This window comes from Imperialibacter sp., from assembly GCF_048007035.1.
GTDB lineage: Bacteria > Bacteroidota > Bacteroidia > Cytophagales > Cyclobacteriaceae > Imperialibacter.
This window is the reverse complement of sequence record NZ_CP180355.1, coordinates 1404410-1427898: the sequence shown is the minus strand read 5'-3', so window position 1 is coordinate 1427898 and position 23489 is coordinate 1404410. Positions and strand designations below refer to the sequence as shown.

The following is a 23489-nucleotide window of genomic DNA, read 5'->3' as shown; positions in this document are numbered from 1 at the left end:
TCCCTAGGTATGAAAGCAGTATTTGGTAAGGTCGCTCTATTTACTCTTGTGGCAGTTGTCTTCTTTTGTCTGGGCCAGTACGTGTCGCTAACAAATGAGGAAACGATTAGCTGCGACAATATTATCAAAGCAGGTGAACTGATAGGAGTGCCGCTTACCCGTGCCGAAGCAGACTCCATGCTTGAGGGTATTGCTTCGCAAAGGGAGAGCTTTCTTTCTATGCGCAGGAGCCCATTGGCTAACGACGTGGTGCCAGCCATGCAGTTTAATCCGCTCCCCTTGGGCTTTCGCCACCAAAGCCATTTTAAAGGGTTGAAATTTGGCGATTACACTGGAACCTTGCGACCTGCCACTGATGAGGAGCTGGCTTTTATGAGTATCGGAGAGTTGGCGGAGCTCATCCGAACCAAACAAATTTCCTCACTTGAGCTTACCCAGTTTTATATAGACAGAATTAAGAAGCTTGATCCACAGCTGCACGCCATCGTGACCCTCATAGAGGATTATGCACTTGAAAAAGCTGCAAATGCTGACAAGGAAATTTCACAGGGTAACTACAAAGGTCTTTTGCATGGCATTCCTTTTGGTGCCAAAGACTTGCTGTCCAAGAAGGGCTTCAAAACAACCTGGGGGGCCATGCCCTACAAAGACCAGGAGTTTGAGGTTGATGCGACTGTTGTCGAGCGGCTGGAAAACGCTGGGGCAATTTTGGTGGCAAAAACCACACTTGGCGCTCTTGCCATGGGCGATATTTGGTTTGGGGGTAAAACACGGAACCCCTGGAATACCGAGAAGGGTAGTAGCGGTTCATCGGCGGGTTCGGCATCCACTGTGTCAGCAGGCATGTTGCCTTTTGCTATTGGTTCGGAAACGTTGGGGTCGATTGTGTCACCATCCACTGTGTGTGGTGTAACTGGCCTGAGGCCCACTTATGGCAGAGTAAGCCGCTACGGCGCCATGGCCCTTAGCTGGAGCATGGACAAGCTAGGCCCATTGTGCCGCAATGTGGAAGACTGTGCCATTGTTTTGGCTGCGATTGGCGGACCTGACGGAAAAGACGCTATGGTGCTGGATTTTCCTTTTTACTATGAACCCACGATTGATTTGAAAGCATTGAGGATTGGCTACGTCAAGGAGGATTTTGACGGGGAGTATGCTTTTTATGGTCAGGATAGCGTGGCCCTACAGGTCTTGAAAGAACTCGGAACAGAACTTATACCAATTGAATTGCCCAACCAGCCAGTTGGGGATATGACCATCATCCTTTCGGCAGAGGCTGCAGCGGCTTTTGAGGAATTGACTTTAAGTGGGCGGGACGACCAGCTGGTGAACCAGTTAAAGTGGGGCTGGCCCAATAGCTTCAGGGAGTCCCGGTTAATTCCTGCCGTCGAATATATCCAGGCAAACAGACTGAGAACCCAACTTATCCAGGACATGACCAGTGTTTTTGATAAAGTGGATGTGTACCTGGCTCCTTCCAGAGAAGGCAAGAACCTGCGGGTCACCAATCTTAGCGGCCACCCATCGGTGGTGCTGCCCAACGGCTTTTCTGATGATGGCACTCCCACCAGCATTACCTTCACAGGCCGGTTATTTGATGAAGGAACAGTGCTGGCGGTGGCAAAAGCATACCAGAATGCTACAGACTGGCACAAGAAACATCCTAAGCTAGAATAACTCTAATGCCAAATATTATTTTAAATAGTGATCCTAATTTAGAATTTTTTATCACATTTGATCGATTTTACATCGAATACCTCCATTAAATTTTTTGGTAAGGCATTGTTGAAAGTGACAAAAGTCACTCTTTTCGGTTCGTGGCATCATACCCTACGCTAACTCCCGCTTATACCTTAGCATCATCAAAATGTTTCACCAAAACCAATTAGAAACATGAAAACGTTGCTAACAATTACCGCCCTCGTATTTCTGACTGTAGCTGCTACAGCCGGGCAGCCATTTAAGGCAGAAAAGGGATCGAAAATCACAGTTGCAGGTACATCAACTATGCACGACTGGACAATGGTTTCGGAAGAAATCCAGGTTGACGCAAGCATAGCTGAGGGAGGAGCAACCATCGACGGTCTGAAACTTGTCGTGCCGGTCACGACCCTCAAGAGTCACAAGAGTGGCATGGATGACAATGCCTACAAGGCACTGAAGTCTGACAAAAATCCGCAGATCATATTCAATCTGAAGACATCTCAATCTAAAGGCGCATCGCTTTTGCAAGGATCAGGTCAATTGACCATTGCCGGAGTAACCAAAGACATCAGTCTTGACGGAAAACTGGAGGCCCTTGCCAACGGCAAATACAAAATCACAGGTTCCTATACCCTCGATATGGAGGCTTACAAAGTAGAACCACCCTCTTTTATGTTTGGCACCGTCAACACAGGAAAAGAGGTAACAATCTCCTATGAAATTATTCTTTCTAAATAAATCAAAAAACCAATAAATGTCCCGTATCATGAAAACGCTAAATAAATTTTTTGGGATACTGATTGTCTTAGGACTTTCCGCAACCAGCACACTGATGGCTCAGCAACCTGACCTTCAGTTTTACAGAACAAATGACGTAAAAGGCCGCAATGTTTTTGAAACTACAAAAGCAGATACTATACCTTTCGACGGCTTAAAAGTGAGAGTGGGTGGTGACTTTGCCATCGAATTTCAGGGAATTAACCAAACAAACTCCCTGGACAGCCTTTTGGAGCTGGGTACTAACTTAAACCTCCCAACAGCCAACCTTAACCTTGACGTGCAGTTATCTGACGGTATGAGAATGCACTTGAGAACCTACCTTTCTGCCAGACACCACAACGAATCCTGGGTAAAGGGTGGTTACATCCAAATCGACAAGCTTGACTTTATCAAACCAGGTTTTGCATCTGATCTAATGAAAGTAGTTACCTTCAGAGTAGGTTTGGACGAGATCAACTTTGGTGATGCACATTTCAGAAGAACTGACAATGCCAGGGCCATATTTAACCCTTTTGTTGGCAACTATATCATGGACTCTTTCACCACGGAAGCTTTTATTGAGGCAAATGCTCAAAGCAATGGCTTCATAGGCGTGCTGGGTATTTCTAATGGTAAGTTGAACCAGAGTGTGGTAATTACGCCTACCACCGACAATAAAATTTCCTTCTACGGAAAAGTGGGTTACGACAAGCAGTTCAACGATGACCTTAGATTTAGACTTACTGGTAGCTGGTACATGAACAGTGGTTTATCTACAGGCTTTTACCTCTACGGTGGTGATAGAGCAGGAGACAGGTACTACAATACGTTGATCTCACTTGCCGAGGCAGCTAGCGGAGTGAATGCAACCAGTGCGTACGCCAATGCTCGCTTCAACCCAAGATTCAGACAAATGACTGCTATCCAGATCAATCCATTCATTAAGTATCAGGGACTTGAGTTGTTCGGTATCTATGAAATAGTGTCCAACAGCGAAGATCAGGGCAGCGGACAATATACTCAAACAGCAATTGAAGCGATTTACAGAATTGGCGCTGCTGAGAAAGTGTTCCTTGGAGGTAGATACAATGCCGTAAGTGGAAAAGCGACGGATGCAGCCACTGCTACTCAGAAAATTAACCGGATCAACCTGGGTGGTGGTTGGTTTATGACCGACAATGTGGTTGCCAAGCTAGAATATGTTAATCAGCAGTATACTGAAGGCTGGACTGGCAAATACAACGATGCCGAGTTCAAAGGTATCATGATTGAAGCTGCCATTAGTTTCTAGTTGGTTTTTGGTGAGTTAGTTACGGAATGCCCGCCAAGCGGGCATTCCTTTCTCTTTTTGATATGAAGCTCCTCCTCATAGTAATTGGCTTTTACTCTCTCATCTTCAGTAATGGAGATGAAAAAAGAATGGTTGCCTGGGTAATTGAGCCTTCCAGTACCCTGGTTATTAATGGGGCTTCCAATGTCAATCAATTTACTTGTGGGATGTCGTCGTACCAGTATACCGACACGCTGGAGCTTTCCGAACGGACGGCTTCTTACATCAAATTTTCGCCAAACAAACTATCGCTCCCTGTTGTCGATTTTGATTGTGCGCACAAAATGATTACCAGCGACTTCCAGGAAACCCTCCAGGCTGACATATATCCTGAAATCGGAGTGAGCTTTTTGTCATTGAACGCCGTTTCATCCACTATCCCGGGCGTCACGAGCTACGACGCCGTGATGCTCATAGAGCTCTCTGGAAGAAAAAGAGAGGTGAGTGTTCATTTCGATTTTTGGGAGAAAAGCTACAGTCTCTATAATCTGGTAGGGTCAAAAACTCTGCGTTTTACTGACTTTGAGATGGTGCCGCCGTCAAAGATGATGGGCCTTGTAAAGGTAGCTGATGAGCTTACCATCGACTTCAATTTGGTTATCCGGCCGCTCTAGTCGCAACTTCTTATGGCTTGACTTTCAGGAATTTATCATCCTGCTATGCATTGATTTTCAACCGCTTTTGACTATTTTCATGGAAAAGCGAGTCCTATGAAAACGAAAAGGGCAATTTTTATCGTCGGCTTGATTTTTTACCAGGCCGCAATAGCGCAAATTGGTTCGAAAGTAAAAGAACAGACAAGTCAGGGGCTGCCGGGCACGTGGGTCAATACCGAATTTGGTTACACCATGACTTTGCGACTGCTCAGCAATGGTTCTGGAGAGTTTGATGGTGAATCTATTACCTATACTGTAGGTGAAAACAGTTTAGCGATCAAATTTGCTACTGAAGTCGTGACCTATCAGTATAATCTGGTGGGTGACAAGTTGACGCTTTCCGGAGGCGATTTGGATGCGGCCATCACATTCGGGAAAAGCGGGGCGGAAAGGCAGGCCACTGCCAATACACTGCCGACCCAGGCTGCTGACCCTCCAGCGGGCTCAATCATTGGCAAGTGGGAAAGCCAGGGGCAGGTGCTCGACTTCATGGCCAACGGCAAGGTAGCGATCGACGGTAATTCCTTCAACTACCAAACACAGGGCACCAATGTGATACTTTCCACTCCACAGGGTGCAGTGCAGTTTCAGTACCAGCTAGGAGGAAATACTTTGACATTGACTGGCCCTGGAGGAAGCCTTGTCTACAACAAATTTGATGGGAATATGCCGCCTGCCGGACAGGCTGGAGTCTCCACAAGCTCGGGTTTCGCTCCTGCCGAACTCTCAGGGAAATGGTGCTACGTGAATGTAACCAGCACAGGGTCAGGCGGCTGGACGACCGACGAGTGTATCATTCTCAACGGAAACGGCACCTACGAATACTATAGTGAAAATTCGGGCAGTGCAACAGTAACCAATCAATATGGAACGCAGATAGCAACAGGCGGCACAAGTTCGCAGACCTCCGATGCAGGCACATGGAGCTTGCAGGGAAGTATGTTGGTGGCTAGTTCCAGATCGGGTGGCACGCAGTCATTTACATTTGAAAAACGGAACCATCCCAAAAACGGTGATCCAATGATTGTGCTTAACGGCCGTACGTATGTAACTTTTTACCAGAAACCACCTTGGCGGTAAATCGGTTTGTCTTAGAAAACGTTGAAAAAAGTACCGAGCCAGCCAAGGATAACGCTAAATAGAAAAAGTAGTAGTAGAGTAATCATAATGCTAATTACGTGGTTTTTGCGAAAAGGATGCTAAAAATTTAGCTGTATAGACATTTAACACCATTTCTTTGTTAGCGCTTTGACTTCACTTTACAACTGGAGGTTACGTAGCCAAGTCAACTTTTTTCACCGCCGCTAGTGGAATATGAGATGCCTTATATGGAGGCCTACGATTTTCCCTTTATTTTCGAAGGTCAAATAAACAACTATGGCTAGAGATAACTGGGGAAGTAAGTTTGGTTTTGTAATGGCCGCTGCAGGCTCCGCTGTGGGTTTGGGTAACATTTGGAGGTTCCCTTACCTGACCGGGGAGAATGGTGGAGGTGCTTTTGTATTTGTTTACTTTATCTGCATCCTTCTGGTAGGAGCTCCCTTACTTTTTAATGAAATGGGGCTTGGACGTTTTTCCCGAAAAAACCCTGTGGGTGCATTTAAGGATACAGGAGGAAGTAAGTTTTGGGTTTTTGGCGGAGGTATATTATCGCTTTGCGTAAGCTTCTTTGTGCTCTCTTATTACGGCGTTATTGCGGGCTGGACAATCGGATATATGTATACCGCCCTGTTCGACATACCTCTGGATTTTGATGTTTTCCGGGCTAATCCGGTCGCAATTTTACCACTCTTCGGCATATTCATGGCGGCTTCCACACTTATCGTTTTGGGAGGCATAAGTGGAGGCATCGAAAAGGCAGCCAAAATCATGATGCCTGTGTTGTTTGTTTTGTTGATAGTTGTAATTATCAGGAGCGTAACGCTTCCTGGAGCAATGGCGGGTATTGAGTACTACCTTGTTCCGGACTTTAGCAAAATCGGAGGAGGGACTATTCTAGCCGCTCTCGGTCAGGCCTTTTTCTCTATGAGTATCGGCTGGGGAATGATGATCACCTATGGCTCTTATCTGCCAAAGGACAGTAACATCGTAAGCTCAGGTCTTTGGGTAGGTATTATGGATACTGGTGTGGCACTGCTGGGTGGCTTAATGATTTTCCCTGCCGTGTTTGCTTTCGGCATGCAGCCGGACCAGGGTCCCACTTTGGTTTTTAAGATACTACCAGTCATTTTTGAATCGTTACCTGCCGGCGGCAATATCATAGGGGCTTTTTTCTTTCTCCTGCTTTGCCTGGCTGCTCTTACGTCTTCCATTGCAATGATTGAAGTGCCTGCATCCTTTTTCATCGACAACAAAAACTGGAGCCGAAAAAAGGCTGCCTGGGTGGTAGGGATTGCCGCCACAGTAGTAGGACTGCCATCTGCACTCTCCAGTGGCGGAGCCGACATATTTACCAATGTTTCTATCACAGTATTTGGCAATACCTATGGGGGTGTGATGGACATCATGGACTTCTTCTTTGGCACCTTCTTCATTGTCATTGTGGCGTTGATGACCTGTCTTTACACTGGTTGGGTTATGGACATCACCAAGATTTCGGATGAAATAGCTGAGGGAGCTCCATTTTTCAAGAAAGAGCTTGTGGCGGGTATCACTCCGGCAGCCATTTGGCGATTCTTTATTCGCATTGTGTGCCCGGCGGTTATCGGGCTAGTGCTGATCAATATGATGGGGATATTCTAAAACGAAAAAGCGATCCGGGAAGTGCTGATTACCAGACTTCCCGGATCGCTATAGTTTTACTTCTTAGGCGCAGGGCCTAATCCTTTCTTCGGATCATCTTTCACCTTTGCTGGTTGCGAAGGCTTTGTTTCAGCAGGTTTTTCTTCCTTCTTCTCTGAGGTCGTTTCCTTTATTTCCGTTGCGGCTACCTTTTTCGCTGCTTCGCCCAAATAGGCTGGTAGCTCAAGGCCGGCCATCTCAAAGATTTCTTTCAGTGGGGGTACCGACTGGTACATGCCGGAAAGGAAGTTGGCTGTCGACGTCTTGCCGTCTTTGCCAGTGCCCGAATCCCAAACGGTGATTTTCTCTATTTGGATATTCTTGATGGCTTCTGACTGTAGCCTTACCAGCTCGGGTAGTTTTTCAGCAATGATAAGCATCGCTGCATCTTTCGAGCTGTTGCCGGCTGCGTTCACTATTTGTTTCAAACCTTCTGCCTGCTTGGTCAGCACTTCATAAATACCTTTGGCTTCCGCTTCTCTCCTCATTATTATTGAATCGGCCTCACCTTTGGCACGTCGTCTAATCATTTCGGCTTCAGCCTCGGCGGCAATCTCTACCTTGAGCTTGTCGATTTCTGCAGGCACCACAATGTTGGCCGTTTGGCTGGCTTTGTCTCTTTGGGCTCTGGCGTTTTCCGCTGCTTGCTCGGCTGCATACGACTCCTCCAGCGCTTTGGCTTGCTTCACCTTTTCGGCCGCCATGGCTTTTCTAAGGGCCTCAGCTTCTTTTTCCCGTCTGTCAGCTTCAGAATTGGCTATATCAATTTTGGCCTTGTTTTCGCCTTCAACCGCCCTGGCGTTGGCCTCGGAGGTTTGAATTCTTTCGGTCTTTTGCGCTTCGGCCTCACCAATATTGGCTTTCGCCAAAGCTTCTGACTCGCCCACTTTAGCGCTGGAGTCGGCATTGGCAATTTGGATCCGTTCTTTTTGTGCTGCATTGGCCTCACCAATTTTTGCAAGGGCGTTGGCATCAGCCACCTGCACCCGCTGGTCCTGGTGCGCCATCGCCTCGCCGATAGATCCGTCTCTGGTTTTTTCAGCCACACTCTTGCGGGCGTCGTTAATAGCCTTGGCGGCTGCTTCTTTTCCAAGCGCCTCTATGTAGCCCGACTCATCTTTGATGTCGGTTACGTTTACGTTGATGAGCTTAAGGCCAATTTTCTTTAGTTCTGCTTCCACATTGCTGGCCACATTCGCCAGAAACTTGTCACGGTTGCTGTTGATTTCTTCAATGTCCATCATAGCCACCACCAGCCTCAGCTGACCAAAAATGATGTCTTTGGCGAGGTCATGGATATGGTCTTTGGTTAACCCGAGCAGTCTTTCAGCTGCATTTTCCATCACGCCTGTTTCTGTGGAGATACCCACAGTAAAGCGGGAAGGCACGTCAACCCTGATGTTTTGCTTGCTGAGAGCATTGGTAAGGTTCACCTCTATCGAATTAGGAGTGAGGTCGAGAAAAGCGTAGTCCTGAAACACCGGCCACACAAACGCAGCGCCACCGTGAATACACTTGGAGGAGCTATGGCCGTCGGTACCGCCGCCCACTTTTCCGTAGACAACCATTACCCTGTCAGAGGGGCATCGCTTGTAGCGACTAAAAAATGTGATGAGGATGATAAAAATAAAGAGGGCCACAATGGCCACTACGGGTAATGCGAATACGCTCATATTCAGCTAAAGTTTGCGGTAACTAAGAGTAGATTATTGTCTATAACATCACTGACTTTCACCACTTTGCCCGTTTTAATATCGGTCTCATCGTCGGTGATGGCCTCCAGGGTTCTCAGCGAACCCTGTACTTTTATCTGGATTTGGCCTATGCTGTTTCGCTTTGAGGCAATAGTAAGGTAAACCTCACCCAATTTTCCTTTCGCATTGCTCATTTTCAGGTTGCCGCTTTCGTCGGCCTTCGAAAGAAAGTAAAAGATGCTGGCCATAATTAACATCATAGCCAGCCCGGCGACCGAGGAAGCTACCAATGACCAGCCATCCGACATGCCGCTATCCAGGCAGGCTATACCCGTCCAGGAAAAAATGGAGAAGAAGGCCACAAGGTTTTTCAACGTAAGGAACTGAAAAGGAATGCCGGTGTCGCCGTCTATCTCTGCATCGGTAGACAAATCGTCGCCCATATCGCCACCGCCGATGAGGGTCATCAGCATCTGCAACAGGAAAAAAAGAGTGAATGGAACTGCCAGCGACCAGTATATTTTCTGAAGCAGAGTAAGGGTTTCCCACCAATTGGTGTATTGCTCAATCATTCTTTTTGAACCTTAGGGTTGAAAGGTTCAGTAAAATACGAAGTGTTGAGAAATTTCCTATTATGAAAAGAGAATAAAGAAAGTATTGGAAGCAAGATTTATGCTTCCACTTTAATGCTGTCGTTGCCAATCAATATGGGCTGGCCAAACCTGCCTTCTTCGTCTCTGTTCTCCAGGTTGAGTACGCCACGTGGGCATACTGATGAGCAAACGCCGCAGCCTACGCACGATGAGCGAACGATGTTTTGGCCTCTCTGGGCATACCAGCGTACATCTATTCCCATTTCGCAATAGGTGGAACAGTTGCCACAGCTGATGCACTGACCACCGTTAGTAGTAATGCGGAAGCGGCTTTTGAAGCGCTGCACAATGCCCAGGTAAGCTGCCAACGGACAGCCGAACCGGCACCAGACCCTATTGCCCATCAAAGGATAAAAGCCAGTGCCCACCACGCCAGCGAAGCCTGCACCGATGTAAGCGCCATACACTTCTCTGAGTGTATAGCTGTCGATCACACCCAGCCAGGAGTTGCCCGACCAATAGGTGTACAGCACGCCGCCAGTCATCACAACAGAAAAGGCCAGCACTGCATGGATCATCCACCGCTCAATTTTCCAGGCCTTCAGCGACTTATCGGAAAGCTGACGGAAGGGGTCGCCCAGCGTTTCTGCCAATCCACCACAGCCGCACACCCAGGAACAGTACCATCTTTTGCCAAAGAAGTAGACAAACACTGGCACTGCAATGATGATCAATGCAATGCCCCAACCCAGCATAAAGATGCCCAGGCTGCCTGAAGATATAAGCTGGTTTAGCTCATTGTCGAAGAAGAAATCGTAGTCGAGCGGCCAGATGTTTTTAAAGTCGAAATAGGGTTGGTTAAGCCTGAGGAGGATTTCGGGAATAAGGAAAGCGAAAGCCGTTTGAAAGAACATCACGGAAATCGTCCGCATGATCTGATACTTGCTGTGGCGGTATTTAATGAACATTCGCACCCCCATTACAAGGATGCAAAGCGTGTAAATGAAGCCATAAAGGAAAAAACGGCTGGCATCACTGTTCTTCAGTAGCTGACTCACAGGATCAACCATGATGATCCATTCAGTCATGTACTCGGGGAAGAAATACAAAATGATATAGAAGACAATAAGAAAGCTGCCAAGCATGATGCCAAGCCAGCCCTTGTTTTTCAAAACGCTTTGGAAAATGCCATTGTTCTTAATACCAGCCGGGCCATCAAGTTTGGTTTTAGGGAGCAGATACATCATAGCTCCGATAATAGGAAGCAGGTAGCAAAGAGCCAGAAAGAGGCCGGGGCTGGACTTGATGGGGCCGTGGGAAGCCAGTTTGGTCGCTTCATATCGGATGTCTCTGGCTTTGTAACGGTCGATACCTACCTCGCTGATGATTCCATAATCGTTGATCGTGTTGGCCACTGACATCAGGTCTTTCTTCAGCCCTTCTCTGGAGTCATATTTTCTCCCTTCCAGCCAGCTGCCGTACTCCTCCATTTTTCGTCTCTTGAATATAGTGCTGGTGTTGATCTTCGGGTAGATGTAGTTCAGCATTTCAAGGGAGAAAGTGTAGGGAGGAGGGCCCAGCTCACTAATTAATAGATTTATCTCTGATTCCTTGAGGGCAAAGAGCATCATTTGCTGCCTGTTGTAGGTGTTGATGCCTTTTTGGATGGTGCCGACAAACCCAAAATTCGTGCTGTATTCCGTGTCGACTATCTCCGGCGTGAAAGTGAGGATACCTTCAACTTTTCCTTCGTGACCAACAATTTTGTCAAAGTCACTCCTTGAAATTTTGTAGTCGGCCATGAAGAAGCTGGCCAGAAAAAGGCCAAAGCCAAGTATAAAAAGTGCCAGCCCGGTCAGTTGTATTGCTCTCATCTCTTTCTTCCTCTTGCTTTAGAAAATTCCAAACAGCTTTTTCTTTCTTTTCTTTTCGATTTCAAAATAAGGGAACTGCGTTGAAAATGCCGCTCTGATCTCCTGCTCGCAGGTATCAAAAAACTCTGGATCAAAATTGGCCTTCTCCAGTTCGTTTATCACCCTATCCACTTTTGTTTTCTGCCTGATCCAGCTGTCCCAAACTTCGTGTCGCTGCCTGATGCCCATGGCATTCATGCCGAGCACGGTGCCGGTTGCCTGATCAAAATTGATTCTGATGCCCTTTTTTCCGGCAGGATGCTCCCACCAGAACGAATCTACTCCGTCAGAGGCAATGGCGGGCACTGAACCATAGGTCTGATACTCGATATCAAGGAACTTGGCAGAATTGAACCAGATGCCAGGAACATACCTGGTTGGCTTACCACTTAGGGTCAGCGCCAGTGTTTCTCCCATCATGCGGCCGGTGTACCACACTTGCTCTGTGGCTTTCCGGTGAGGTAGTGGGTTTCGCAGTTCGGCACAGTCGCCAATGGCATAAACATCGGGTAAATTGGTCTGCAAAAGGTCATCGACCAGGATGCCCCTGTTGGTTTCGACGCCGAAAGACTTAGCCAGGCCAACATTGGCGTGCACTCCGGCAGTCAGTCCTACTACCTGGCAAGATATTTCCTCACCGGCACTGGTAATGACAGCAGAAGCCTTTCCATCCGGTCCAGCTTTAATCTCCTTTAATTCTGTGTTCAGTCGAAGGTCAATATGATGTTCAACAATGTGCCTATTGATCATGGCCGACTCTTCCGCTGGCAAAACCAAGTCCCAAAAGCTTTTTTCCCGTACCAGAAAGGTCACAGAAATCTTTCTCGACGCCAGCATTTCTGCCAACTCAATGCCAATGAGCCCACCTCCAACGATCACTGCTCTTTGGCAAGCCCCGGTGTTCTTCTCCAGTGTTTCCAAATCCTGATAGGAGTAGAGCCCCTGCACCCCGGGCAGATCCTGGCCAGTCCAGCCAAACTTGTTGGGTTGTGAGCCTGTTGCCAGCACCAACTTGTCATATTTGATTTTCTTTCCGGATTTAAGCTGGATAGATTTCTCCTTTGCCTCTACACCAGTAACAAAATCAAACACCAGGTCAATTCTGTTTTTCTCCCAAAACCAGTCTTCGTAGGGTTTGGTGTGTTCATACTTCATGTGTCCCATGTAGATATACATGAGGGCTGTTCTGCTAAAAAAATGCTCGGTTTCACTAGAGATCACAGTGATCTGATCATCTCCCTGCTTTCTCACATGCCTGGCGCAAGTGATGCCGGCTATGCCGTTTCCAATGATGACGATGTGTGCCATAAGTATGCTTCAAACTTAGCCAACCAGCCGCAATTGCTTTGTCTTAGCAGCGACCGAACCATGCAGTGAAGATACAAAAGCAACGATTAGTTGTAACGTTCGATGCTCTTAACTTGATCAATTGTTTATTTGGATGGAGTAACTTTAGAAGTGCAAACCAAAGCTATAACCCGGCCAGTATTGTACGTTCAGGCTTTCTTCCCTTGTTTTGAACACCTCCTGGCCAATGTTCAGGTCCTGCCCTTCGTGGAAATAGGCGTTGAATGAAAGACCAACAAACAGATGAGGCCCTTTTTTCTTTCTGCGCAGGCCTATTTCTGCATGTATTTTGTGTAGCATGCTAAGTTTGGGATCAAAATTTTTGGTTCGGTTGAGGTACATTGTCCTGATACCTGCACTTAAAAACCAGCGGGCGTTCAAAGTGTCGGCCCCTATCATAGAATGCTTGTTGTAAAACACCTTCATGAAGCCATAACCTAACCCCCACTTCACCTGGTTTCTGAAGCCGTCGAAAGGATTGTATGCGAAAATGAGTGCGTTTTGATTGACTACCTTGAAACGTCCCGTAAAAGGCATTTGAGAAGGGGTGTAGGTGCAGTTTTGACAATTGCCCGTGGTTCGTTCTAGCACAGCTGCAAACAGCTCGTCGGTAAACAGCCGGGTGTGTACGCCGCTGGAGCCAAAGTTAAGAGGGCCTACCTGCGTGCCGTACGTGGGCACGGAAGAGCCCTGGTAAGGACCTGGTTTGAAGATGTTGATCAGACCTATTTGCGTGCCGTGCACTTTTCGGGCTATGTTGATGAGGCCAAACTGCGTTCCGTCCATTTCGCTTGAAACATTCACCAGGCCGAATTGAAAGCCCCGGTCGGGTCCCGGCGGTGACGAGTTTTTGCCTTCCATTTGCACTGCCCGGTTGATCAGGCCTAGCTGCAAGCCACTGAGTTCGCCGTAGGTGTAGTTGAACAAAAGCGAAGCCTGGCTGCCGGTCATGCCACGAATGGCGATGTTATAGAGCCCGGCCATTTGCACGCCGAAAACTTGTTTGCCAGCCATGTTCCCCAGCCCAGCCAGCTGAAAGCCGTGCACGTAACCATTGTTGAAGTTGAACCCACCGGTTAGCTGGATGCCTTCGACATTGTTTCTGACAAAATTTAAGAGCCCGGAAAACTGGATACCCTTTAAATTGCAGGAAAAACCTTCGTTGACAATGGAGAGCTCTTCGCCATCGGTCAGGTTAAAGTAGGCCTGGCTTCCGATGATGTTGGCCAGCCCCGCTATCTGGATGCCAGTGCTCGAGTTGGTGTTGATGTTTGAAATGCCACCCAGCTCAAAGTGGTGGCTGCCGGCCGACATACCTCCGAAAATATTAAGGGAGAACCTGTTGAAATAGAAGCCACTTTCCAGTCCGTTAGTGCCTATGCCTGGAAAAAAGGACAGCTGAAATGTTCTTTCCTTGTACCTGCTTTTGGCGGGTTGACTAAGCAGATCACCGTAGACTGCACAAATAGTGAGCAGCAAAAAAATTACCCTATTCAAAGTTTTATCCTTTACCTGTTTAACCTTCAGATAAAGGACGACCGGCGGCGGGAAGAATTACAGTGGAAAAAAACAATATGCCCTATTTGTTCCTGTGCCTTGATAAAAAGTTGAGCAGGTTTTCAAGAGAGCTGAAGCTTTGGTCGCCTACCACCCATCTGGTGGCATTTCCCTCGGTTTCAATAATAAGCCTGATCGTGGCATTTGCATCACCAGGCAAATAGCCATGCCTTTCCAGCGCACGTTTTGTCCAGTTGTGGGCCGGTGAATCTCCTGCCAACGAAAATGTTGTGCCTTCTTTTGTTGGCAGCAGCACTCTGCCGTTTAACAAGTCAAACCCAAAACCTTCGTGGTACAGGCTTTCTTCGAGCTGACCATTTAGCGCCAAATCCTCGGGCAGTCCCTGAACCAGGGGGCTGTTGAAATTAGTCAGCCAAAGCCTGTCGGCAAACTCCATGGCCAAATGGAAGTCATGCGTGGATACTACGACAGCTTTTTCTTTTTCAAGCGCAAGTTGTCTGAGCAGCATAAATATTTCGACGCTATTGTTCAGATCCAGAAACGCCGTGGGCTCATCGAGGATCATCAAATCGCCGTCTTGCGCCACCGCTCTGGCTATCATCGCTTTCTGGTACTGGCCGTCGCTTAGCTCGCCTACTTTTTTATTCAGCAGGTAGTTGATTTTGGTGAGAGCCACTGCTTCGTTCACCGCACTTTTGTCTTCTTTCGAGAGTAAGCCGAGCCAGTTGGTATAGGGATGGCGGCCCAGTGCCACCAACTCTTCGACAGAAAGGTTGCCGCCGCTCACCTTTTCAGTGAGCACCAAACTAATCTTTGTGGCCAGCTCCTGAATGCTGTATGCTTGAACTGGCCGATGGGCAAGAAGAACCTCACCAGCCAGGGGAGGCTGCAGCCCGGCTATTGTACGTAGCAAAGTTGACTTGCCAACGCCATTTTGCCCCAGCAAGCAAACCACCTCCCCGGGATTGACATCCAGGTTGATGTCTTTCAAAAGCGGGGTAGGGTGGCCTTTCACATGATAGCCGACACTGAAATTCCGTAATGACACCACCGCTCTGTTGTTAACGATCATAGCGAGTACCTCAGGTTTCGTTTACTCACAATGATCCAGATAACGATGGGGCCGCCGATCAGGGAAGTGACGGCGTTGATGGGCAGCAGCTGCGATGTGCCTGGAAGCTGAGCAATTAAGTCACAAAAAAGCATAGTGCCTGCGCCCATCAGGCATACCAGCGGAATAAGCAACAAATGATTTGAAGTCGGGAAAAGCATGCGAACCATGTGCGGAACGGCAATGCCAATGAAGGCAATGGGCCCGCAGAAAGCGGTGACGCTTCCGGCCAGCAGGCAGGTGCTGATGATGATGGTAAGCCTGGCCCGCTTGATGTTGAGCCCCATGCTTCGGGCGTACTGCTCACCAAGCAAGAGCATGTTTAGCTGTTTGGCCGAAGCAAAGGACAGCAGCAGACCAATCACAATGATCGGCGCAAAGATTTGCATTTCCTCCCAGCTAAGCCCGCCAAGGCTACCGAATGACCAAAGCATATAGGCTTGAATGTCTTCGGCTTGGCTGAAGTATTGCATGATGCTGACGAGCGCTCCTGTGGTGCTGCTAAACATCAGTCCTACGATGAGGAGGCTCATGGCGTCACGCAGTGAGCGGGCCACGGAGATAACGGCGATCATCACAAGTATGGCACCAAGAGCGGCTGCAATCACCTGAGCACTGGCGAAAAGCTGCCCGCCCAGCTGATGAAGCCCCAACGAAGCTCCGCCCAGAATCAGCAAGGCGGCACCAAGGCTGGCGCCGGAGCTGATGCCAAGCACAAATGGCCCGGCCAAAGGATTCCGGAAGAAGGTCTGCATTTGTAGCCCGCTGATGCCCAAAGCGGCGCCAACCAGTATGGCTGTCAATGCTTTAGGAAGCCGAAAGTTGAGAATGATTTCCTGCCAGGCTTCGTTTTGGCTGGCAAAGCCTGACACAATTTTTAATGCCTCAAATGCCGGGATCACCACTGACCCCAGGGCCAGACTGAGAAGGAAAAGCACGAAAATCAGGAGCGTGAGAAGCACGAAGTACTTCCACCATTGCTTCCACGACTGTTGGATGAAATCCCTAAGCATGGCACAGATTAGGGTAATTTTCTGTAAAAATAAAGTTTGTGGTCCGGGAGGAGGTCAGGATGCATAATATGAATCAGGTCGGCCAGAACAATATCGGGCCTGCCGTAGCCTTCCTCCAGATAGTTATTACCACCCTTTTCGTTCAACTGATTATCGTAGTTGTAAACGGCACTATTCTTCCAGGCGCTAAACAAACCATACCTGCTTTCCTGCGCCGTCATTTCCTGTAGTGTGCCAAAAGACGCCACTCCAATCCAGAAGTCGGCTTTCAGGCCCTTTTCAAATACAGATTCAAAACTTAGCTCCAGCCATCCGTTTTCATCTGTTTCTTTCCAGAGGTAGTGACCGCCGGCATCTTCAAAAAAAGCAGCTCCGTAGTTTTTGCCACCTGGCAGAAACCAGGTGTCGCCGTAGACCACTCCTGTCAGCACGGTTGGCGTTGTCTTGGCGGTCTGAGCTTTATCCTTTAGCTCCAGGTAGTTTTGTTCTATCACGTTGAAAATAGAATCGGCCTCGTCAAGCTTATTGAAGAAAGCAGCCGTGAACTTGATCCATTCAGCCCGGCCAAGAGGGGTCGTTTCAAGGTAGTCGGCGTTGTAGAGCATGTCGATGCCAGCCAGCGCCAGCCTTTCGTCAGTAGATCGGTCGTTCCCCATGGAAAAGGTAAATAGGGCTTCGGGCTTCAAGTTGAGGCACGATTCAAAGTTGACGCCCGCACCGTCCCCAATTTCCACCAGCTCACCATTTTCGAGCCTTTCCCTGAAGGCCTGTGAGTACACATAGTCGGAGTTGGCAAAGCCCTTCAGACTGGACACTTCTCCAATGGCTGAAAAATGAGGAAGGTGGGTAGTGCTGGTAGCAGCCACCTTGCTAAGCGGTATTTTCATAATTGTGTAGCCGTCAAAGGCGGCGTCTGCATCCTTTTTCTTGTCAACCAAAGCATACTTTATCGCCTTACCGGCTCCTTTCCATGGTTGTTTCACCACCACTTCTGTCCAATCAGAGTGTTGCGTAATGACAAACCCACTTGCATACTTTATGTAAGAAGATTGGGTTGGGTTGTCGACTACCGTTTCTGCCTTTTTTTGCTGGCAGGAGAGAGTGAGTCCAGCTAAAAGGGAGATGAAAAGAAGTGTTTTGTTGAACATAGTGCGGCAAAAATAAAACAATCCGCCCCTTTTGGGAACGGATTGCAATTTCATTTCGAATATTTGCTTTGCCCGTCGGGCAGCTGAGCTTTTATCTGATCTTATTGGCTCCGGCCAGCATAGTGGCGTATTCTTTTATTTCTTCGTAAGTATCTTTTTCAAGTACCGCCTTGGCGTCGCCTGATTTTGGAGGATTGTAATCACCTTTGGATTCCCACCACTGTAGCGCATGCTTCTTGGCTTCGTTGGTATCGACCTCGAACTGCTTTATGCAAGTGTCGCATACGAGCCAGGTCTGGTCTTTTTCAGCTGTTTTTTCAAAAATGATCCCCCTCATTTTTGTGGCATTAGCATCTTTCTGCTTAAAGTGAGCAGTAGTATACCCAAGCGTTTCGGGCTCAACCATCTTGTGATCCCAATATTCCTTTGAGCTAACTACCTCAGAGGTAGTAAGTGCATATCCTTCGTTGTACTCCAAAAGGGTTTTGCAAATTTTGCACTGTGAAACAGGAGTTTTTTCCTTTTTACCAAATAGCTTTCCAATAAACGACATCGTAGTATTTTATAATTCTAGTTTTCGACCTAAACCAATGTAATGACGCTTTAACAGGGGTTGAGGTTGCGTGCACCACTCAAATTTCTTCCAAATATACCCTCAACTGACCTAAAGGTTACTTGAAACGGTATTAAAAAGTGTTAAATCGGAGAATTTTTACAGAATCGTTTTAACATCATTGCAATTATTGCGTATTTCGCAGCGACCGTTGGTTTCTGCCTCAACTCATCAGCAGTAGTAGCAGAATTAAAAGGGAACCCCGTTAAAATCGGGGGCTGTCCCCGCAACTGTAAGCCTACAAAGGCCTCTATCAAAAAGTCACTGTTCCGATAAACCGGGGTGGGAAGGCGATAGACGGGCCAGGCGAGCCAGGAGACCTGCCATAGTCAAGCAATTCAAAGCTTTCGGGTGAAAAGCGGCGGATGATCTGAAAAGGCCGTGTTCCGGCTTCACATTTCATTCCACCTTATTCCCTCTACTGCTTTGAATTAAGTTAACAAACTGGGCTTGCCCGTTAATTTAATTCAAAGAGATGTATGCAGTTGGTATAAGGGTGGTCGGGCTGGTAGCCTGTGTCATCCTTTTTTTGTTTGGTGCAAAAGGTCAGGAGGTTGCTGCTGATTCTATCCGCATGGGTAAAATCCTGGCGCCAGTGGAGGTCAGCGACACGTGGCTTCACAGCTATGCAGTGGGAGGCCATTCAGAGCTACTCGACTCGATGGCTATTCAAACGCAAGCGGCTACATCGTTAGGCAAGTTACTTCAGGCGCAGCAAGGCATTTACCTTAAAGAGTACGGCCCCGGTATGCTGAACTCCATTAGCCTCAGAGGCACGTCCGCCAGCCAAACTTCTTTGCTTTGGAATGGCCTTCCCATCAATTTTCCATCACTAGGCCAGGCCGATTTCTCGCTAATCCCTAATTTCTTTATCGATCAAGCCGAGGTTTTCTATGGAGGAGTAAGTTCTCTGGCCGGGTCTGGCGCTATTGGTGGCGCCGTGGCTGTCAGCGATAAGGTTGACAAAAACCTCCGAAGCATAGGGTTAACCCAGGAAGTTGGGAGCTTTGGCTCCAGCTTTTCAGGACTTAAAGTCAAAGCTTCGGGTGAGAGAGCTGGCATTTCTCTCGCTGGCTTTTATAAGGAATCCGATAATGACTACACCTACCGGAACCTGGCCAAAGCCGGGCAGCCGATTGAAAAACAATCACATGGCGCTTACAATGGCAAAGGCCTGAAGGCGGCTGCCTTCTGGAGTCCATGGTCAAAAGGCGTTTTTGATATCGAAGGCTGGCTGACGCATTATAATAGAGATATTATCCCGCCTTACACTGTCGCTTCAGCCGGCGACACTCAGGTCGATCGGTCGCTGCGACTGTCGCTGGGTTATGTGCACCGCATCCAGCCTTTGCTGAAATGGGAATCACGGATTGGAAGAATCTACGACTTTATCAAATTCAACGGCCTGGCATCCGCCACCACCCAGTATATGTGGAATAATAGCATTGAATGGATGCCAATTGCTAAAGTTCAGCTGCGAGCTGGAGGATTGATCAACCACATTGTAGCCGATGTGCCAGAGTACGGTGGCGGCTTGACCGAAAACCGATCCAGTGCCTTTTTAATGGTCAACTGGTTTCCTTCAGTCCGATGGACATTGAATGCAAAAGTTCGTCAGGGAATTGTTGCCGGCACGTGGAATCCAGTCGCTCCGTCGCTGGGCGCTGACGTTTTGATTTTAAAATCAGACGAAGTTTCCCTCAATTGGCGCTCGCAGATTTCCAGAAGCTATCGGGTGCCCACGCTTAACGACCGCTACTGGAGCCCTGGTGGCAACTTAAACCTGAAGCCCGAACAAGGTTGGAATGCAGAGTCTGGACTCGATTATTCCATCAAACTGGGAAAACATGCGCTAAAGGCATCTGCCACTGGCTTCGCTCACTGGATACAAGATTGGATTCTTTGGCTACCGCAAGCGGAGGGCTACTGGTCGCCAGTGAATGTGAGGAATGTGTTTTCCCGTGGCGGTGAGCTATCGGCTGGTCATGAGTGGAGCGTGGGAAAGAGGTTGTTAACCAACGACATTAATTACAAACTGACTGTATCACAGATCCGGGCAGGTTACTTAGGAGACGACAGCAACATCGGTAATCAACTGCCTTATGTGCCGCTGCACCAGGGAAACTGGAGCTTTGGGTTGAAAGCCAGTCTGTGGCATTTTCATTTCCAGGTTTCATTCTATGGCAGCAGGTATACGCTCGTTGATAACGATATCAACCTCGACGCCTATACGCTGTGGAACCTGGAGGCTGGCAGGCAAATCCGGGCTGGAAAGTCACTTTTTTCGCTTTCAGTCAAAGTCGACAACGTGCTGGGCAAAAGGTATGAGAACCTGCAATACAGGCCCATGCCGGGTCGGTCTTTCTCTTTTCAATTGAATTACACTTTAAAACAAGATAAAAAATGAAAAAGCTAGCATTATGGAGTTTAATGGCCGCAGTTTTTCTAACCAGCTGTGGTGGTGACGACGAAGGTGAACCGAATAAAGGTGTGGGACCCGTGTATGTAGTCAATGAAGGAAATTTTAACCAAACGAACGGAAGTATCACCTCCTATGACCCGGAAAGCGGGGAGGTTTCTGCCTTCGTTTTCCAAACGGCCAACAGTCGGCCGCTGGGCGACGTGGTGCAATCCCTGTTTATCGATGCCGATGAGGTGGGCTACGTAGTAGTGAACAACAGCAAAAAGATTGAAGTGGTGAATGCTGACTTTGTTTCAACGGCCACTATTGACGACAACCTGGCTAACCCAAGGTATCTGATCAGAAACAACGATCAGCTTTTTGTTAGCAACTGGGGCACTTTCGATGAGAACTATGCGCTTGATCAGTCGTACGTGCTTATTCTTGATGCTGCCACTTTTGAAAAGGAGGGAGCAGTAAACACCGAGGATGGCACCGAAAACCTGGTTTATGCTGATGGTTACGTCTATGCATCCAATAGTTTCGGGAACACCGTGTCGGTAATCAAAACCAGTACGGGAAAACTTGAGACAACCCTCGAAGTGGGTTATTCGCCGGGAGAAATGGTGGTAGATGAAGCCGGTGCCGTTTGGCTGATCTGCAGTGGAAGCTATCAGGGAAACGACGGAGCCATCTATAAACTTGGCACATCCGCAGCTACCAAAGAGGTCGACCTGGAGGTTAATCCTTCGGCACGACTATCCATTGATAAAGAGCAGGGCGTATTGTATTATATAGCAGGAACGTCCGTTGGGAGCTATGAAACTGCACAAAAGGTACTTGAAAAGGCGTTTATTACAATTGATGAGGCAGTTGGTTTTTATGGACTAGGTTATAATGAGGCCGAGGATGTCATCTACATAGCAGACGCCAAAGGCTTTCAGGGCAAGGGTACCGTGTACAGATATTCCGCCGATGGAGAAGCACTATCGACATTTGAAGCAGGGGTAGCGCCAAATGGCTTTGTTTTCAAATAAAGAGCCGTGCTGCAACCCTTGAAGATAGCTGCCGTCTTTTACTCAAAATGAACTAACGATTATGAGAAAGATAGGAGTACTTATACTTGGATTACTAATTGCCAGCCAGGCTTGGGCAGGAGAAGAAACAAGAGAGTTGTCTTCGTTCAGCAGCCTCGATATCGGTGGTGCTTTTAAAGTGACACTGAAGAAAACCGGCAAGCACAGGGTATTCATTGATGCAGATGACAACGTGATAGACAGAATCCGAACCGAGGTTGTTGGCAGCACTTTGAAAGTCTATATCAAAGACAATAATTTCAGGTCGAATGGGCCCATGAATCTGACTATTGAGTTTTCGAACATCAACGGCATGGATTTAAGCGGGGCTTCGACAGTTGTATGCGATGATGTCATCACGGCTTCGACGTTCGATTTGGACGTAAGTGGAGCCGGTTCTACCCGGCTGATCATTGAGACGGACAGGTTAAGAGCTGATATGACCGGTGCTGGCACGCTTACTCTGCGGGGAAAGGCCAAAGAACAAATCATTGACATTACCGGTGCCGGCAGCTACAATGCGGAGGACTTCGATTGTGACTACACCGAGGTGGAATCTTCAGGGGCGGGAACGGCTCGGGTGGTAGCTAATAAGGAGCTTAGGGCAGAATGCAGTGGAGCGGGCTCGGTTCGCTACAAGGGCGATCCTGAGAAAGTGTACGCTGACTCGAATGGAGCAGGCTCCGTCAAAAGAATGAACTAACAATGGAGGGGTGATTTCACCCCTTCTTTTTTTTGTAGAGGTCAAACAGCTGGTGGGCTGCAGTTACGGGGTTTAGCTCTTTATTTTCCACTTTTGCGGCGAGGTCTTTGACTTCCTCTTTTACCAGACTATTGAATTCCTGTTTCAAAAGCCCATCAAGCTTCTGATGCATCCATTGCAGGTTTTGCTGGGATCGTTGGTGTGCCAGGTAGCCATTGGCAGTCATCTTTTCGTTGAACGACTCAATCAAAGTCCATAACTCACCTATTCCCTCGCCGAGAAGAGCGGAGCATGTTGTCACCTGAGTAACCCAGCCGGAAGGGGGCAGCGGGAAGTAGTGAACCACTTGTTTAAGCTCCTGGAGGGTCTTCCTGACCGCTGGAATATTGTCGCCATCAGCCTTGTTAATCACAATGGCGTCGGCCATCTCCATAATGCCCTTCTTTATGCCCTGCAGGTCATCGCCTGCTCCGGCCATTGTCAGCAGCAGAAAGAAATCACACATGTCTCTTACCAGGGTCTCCGATTGACCTACTCCCACAGTCTCTATCAAAATGACATCGAACCCGGCCGCTTCGCACAGTAACATGGCCTCACGTGACTGATCTGCAACGCCCCCCAGGGTAGAACCCGTAGGAGTGGGTCGTATGTAGGCATTTGGGTTGACGGCGAGCTTATTCATTCTGGTTTTGTCGCCGAGTATACTGCCCTTGGTCTGCTTGCTCGATGGGTCAACCGCCAATACTGCCACCCTTTTACCTAAGCCGGTGAGGTGCTCACCAAAGCCTTCTATGAAGGTGCTCTTCCCAACGCCTGGTATGCCCGACACGCCAATTCTTGTCGCCTTGCCTGTTTTGCTTAACAATCTGTCAATCAGTTGCTCAGCAAGCACTCTGTCAGACGGTAGTTTGCTTTCCACCAGGGTAATACCCCTGGCCAGAGCCACCCTGTCGCCCCTGATTATTCCGCTAATCAACTCCTCTAATGTTGGCCTTTTTGGTATATTCGTTGACATCCAAGAAAAAGTCATACAGGTTTAAACCGATCACAATATACATTCGTCCTTCAAATAATTCCTTTCGTCGAAAGAACCGAAAAAAAAATTGTTCTATTTTAAGTTTAATTTGGC

The 23489-nt window shown here is 48.1% G+C and carries 19 protein-coding genes and 1 riboswitch; of the genes, 9 read left to right on the top strand and 10 right to left on the bottom strand.

What is annotated here, in order from left to right:
- Positions 1-9: 9 nt before the first annotated feature.
- The 6 genes from ACMVP2_RS06440 to ACMVP2_RS06415 all read left to right on the top strand — a co-directional run bounded on the left by ACMVP2_RS06440 (position 10) and on the right by ACMVP2_RS06415 (position 7191).
- On the top strand, positions 10-1677 hold the full coding sequence (locus ACMVP2_RS06440; protein ID WP_416867109.1) for an amidase: 1668 nt from the start codon (positions 10-12) through the stop codon (positions 1675-1677).
- A gap of 216 nt (positions 1678-1893) precedes the next feature.
- The gene (locus ACMVP2_RS06435; RefSeq protein WP_416867108.1) at positions 1894-2442 is read left to right on the top strand and encodes a YceI family protein; all 549 of its coding nucleotides are present in this window, start codon (positions 1894-1896) and stop codon (positions 2440-2442) included.
- A gap of 16 nt (positions 2443-2458) precedes the next feature.
- Positions 2459-3754 (top strand): hypothetical protein, encoded by a 1296-nt coding sequence (locus ACMVP2_RS06430; RefSeq protein WP_416867107.1) that lies wholly within the window; start codon positions 2459-2461, stop codon positions 3752-3754.
- Between the two features lie 62 nt (positions 3755-3816).
- Positions 3817-4407 carry a hypothetical protein gene (locus tag ACMVP2_RS06425; protein ID WP_416867106.1) on the top strand — a complete coding sequence of 197 codons (591 nt, stop codon included), beginning with the start codon at positions 3817-3819 and terminating at the stop codon, positions 4405-4407.
- A 96-nt stretch (positions 4408-4503) separates the two neighbouring features.
- The gene (locus ACMVP2_RS06420) at positions 4504-5529 is read left to right on the top strand and encodes a hypothetical protein (RefSeq protein WP_416867105.1); all 1026 of its coding nucleotides are present in this window, start codon (positions 4504-4506) and stop codon (positions 5527-5529) included.
- 297 nt (positions 5530-5826) lie between these two features.
- On the top strand, positions 5827-7191 hold the full coding sequence (locus ACMVP2_RS06415; RefSeq protein ID WP_416867104.1) for a sodium-dependent transporter: 1365 nt from the start codon (positions 5827-5829) through the stop codon (positions 7189-7191).
- A 56-nt stretch (positions 7192-7247) separates the two neighbouring features.
- Here the strand turns inward: ACMVP2_RS06415 and ACMVP2_RS06410 are convergent, their stop codons facing one another.
- The 9 genes from ACMVP2_RS06410 to ACMVP2_RS06370 form a co-directional block, all read right to left on the bottom strand.
- Positions 7248-8903, bottom strand: coding sequence for a flotillin family protein (locus ACMVP2_RS06410; protein ID WP_416867103.1), 1656 nt, complete (start codon positions 8901-8903; stop codon positions 7248-7250).
- A gap of 2 nt (positions 8904-8905) precedes the next feature.
- A complete protein-coding gene (locus ACMVP2_RS06405) occupies positions 8906-9496 on the bottom strand; it encodes a hypothetical protein (RefSeq protein ID WP_350130271.1) in 591 nt (196 codons plus the stop codon).
- A 98-nt stretch (positions 9497-9594) separates the two neighbouring features.
- Entirely contained in the window at positions 9595-11391 is a 1797-nt protein-coding gene (locus ACMVP2_RS06400) for a 4Fe-4S binding protein (RefSeq protein ID WP_416867102.1), read from the bottom strand.
- Positions 11392-11409: 18 nt separating this feature from the next.
- The gene (locus ACMVP2_RS06395; protein WP_416867101.1) at positions 11410-12738 is read right to left on the bottom strand and encodes an NAD(P)/FAD-dependent oxidoreductase; all 1329 of its coding nucleotides are present in this window, start codon (positions 12736-12738) and stop codon (positions 11410-11412) included.
- Positions 12739-12882: 144 nt separating this feature from the next.
- Complete coding sequence (locus tag ACMVP2_RS06390) at positions 12883-14274, bottom strand: hypothetical protein (RefSeq protein ID WP_416867100.1); 1392 nt, start codon at positions 14272-14274, stop codon at positions 12883-12885.
- A gap of 82 nt (positions 14275-14356) precedes the next feature.
- Positions 14357-15367 (bottom strand): ABC transporter ATP-binding protein, encoded by a 1011-nt coding sequence (locus ACMVP2_RS06385; RefSeq protein WP_416867099.1) that lies wholly within the window; start codon positions 15365-15367, stop codon positions 14357-14359.
- On the bottom strand, positions 15364-16419 hold the full coding sequence (locus ACMVP2_RS06380) for a FecCD family ABC transporter permease (protein ID WP_416867098.1): 1056 nt from the start codon (positions 16417-16419) through the stop codon (positions 15364-15366). Before ACMVP2_RS06380 ends, ACMVP2_RS06385 begins: the two co-directional genes overlap by 4 nt.
- An 8-nt stretch (positions 16420-16427) precedes the next feature.
- Complete coding sequence (locus tag ACMVP2_RS06375; RefSeq protein WP_416867097.1) at positions 16428-17621, bottom strand: ABC transporter substrate-binding protein; 1194 nt, start codon at positions 17619-17621, stop codon at positions 16428-16430.
- A gap of 37 nt (positions 17622-17658) precedes the next feature.
- Positions 17659-18120 (bottom strand): hypothetical protein, encoded by a 462-nt coding sequence (locus ACMVP2_RS06370; RefSeq protein ID WP_339789854.1) that lies wholly within the window; start codon positions 18118-18120, stop codon positions 17659-17661.
- Positions 18121-18315: 195 nt separating this feature from the next.
- A riboswitch (cobalamin riboswitch) is annotated at positions 18316-18523 on the top strand.
- 132 nt (positions 18524-18655) lie between these two features.
- Between ACMVP2_RS06370 and ACMVP2_RS06365 the strand changes: the two genes are divergently transcribed.
- The 3 genes from ACMVP2_RS06365 to ACMVP2_RS06355 all read left to right on the top strand — a co-directional run bounded on the left by ACMVP2_RS06365 (position 18656) and on the right by ACMVP2_RS06355 (position 22360).
- A complete protein-coding gene (locus ACMVP2_RS06365; RefSeq protein WP_416867096.1) occupies positions 18656-20587 on the top strand; it encodes a TonB-dependent receptor plug domain-containing protein in 1932 nt (643 codons plus the stop codon).
- Positions 20584-21618 (top strand): DUF5074 domain-containing protein, encoded by a 1035-nt coding sequence (locus tag ACMVP2_RS06360; protein ID WP_416867095.1) that lies wholly within the window; start codon positions 20584-20586, stop codon positions 21616-21618. Before ACMVP2_RS06365 ends, ACMVP2_RS06360 begins: the two co-directional genes overlap by 4 nt.
- 61 nt (positions 21619-21679) lie before the next feature.
- Positions 21680-22360 carry a head GIN domain-containing protein gene (locus ACMVP2_RS06355; RefSeq protein WP_416867094.1) on the top strand — a complete coding sequence of 227 codons (681 nt, stop codon included), beginning with the start codon at positions 21680-21682 and terminating at the stop codon, positions 22358-22360.
- A gap of 16 nt (positions 22361-22376) precedes the next feature.
- Here the strand turns inward: ACMVP2_RS06355 and meaB are convergent, their stop codons facing one another.
- Positions 22377-23375, bottom strand: a complete 999-nt coding sequence (gene meaB / locus ACMVP2_RS06350) for a methylmalonyl Co-A mutase-associated GTPase MeaB (protein ID WP_416867093.1) — start codon at positions 23373-23375, stop codon at positions 22377-22379.
- Positions 23376-23489 lie beyond the last annotated feature (114 nt).